The organism is Rhizobium bangladeshense, assembly GCF_001662075.1.
GTDB classification, from domain to species: Bacteria; Pseudomonadota; Alphaproteobacteria; order Rhizobiales; family Rhizobiaceae; genus Rhizobium; species Rhizobium bangladeshense_B.
Map to the genome: position 1 here is coordinate 1 of NZ_LYPL01000115.1, position 550 is coordinate 550.

The window sequence follows — 550 nt, forward strand, 5'->3', positions numbered from 1 at the left end:
TCGCTCGGCGTCATCGACGGCATCATCTCCGAGCCGCTCGGCGGCGCCCACCGCGATCCCGACAGCGTCATCGCCGCAACCGGCGATGTGATCGCCAATGCGCTTGGTGAAATGGCATCCCGCTCCGGCGAACAATTGCGCAACGAGCGGCGCCAGAAATTCCTCAATATGGGCCGCAATCTGTAAGCTCAGCCGCAACTGTTGAGCGATTGAGGCCAAACCTTGGCCACATTGTTGTTATCTCTAACATTTGCGCTTGCGGGGGCGTTTCCTGACACGTCATAGGCTGTTAAGCATTTGTGAAGTATAAGCCGTCTATGATTCCGCTTCGTGCCCGAACTCCATAGGCGGACCGGGTCGCATTATCTTTATGGGCTAGTTTGGATGCGCATACGTCATTTTGCCTATGTTTCCCTGATGGCGCTGGCTCTGACCGGCTGCAATGACGCGTTGGAAACCGCGCAGGTCGATCTCTCCAAGGTCAAGAACAAGGTCGAGCAGCCGCTCCCCCCCCATATCCTCAACGCCATGGCCGCCAAGGGCATGGACC

General features: G+C 57.6%; 2 pseudogenes. Both read left to right on the plus strand.

Features of this window, described 5'->3' with window-relative positions:
- Positions 1-186 (plus strand): annotated as a pseudogene (locus A7X77_RS31755) (acetyl-CoA carboxylase carboxyltransferase subunit alpha); the annotation flags it as partial.
- Positions 187-384: 198 nt separating this feature from the next.
- Positions 385-550 (plus strand): annotated as a pseudogene (locus tag A7X77_RS34475) (L,D-transpeptidase family protein); the annotation flags it as partial.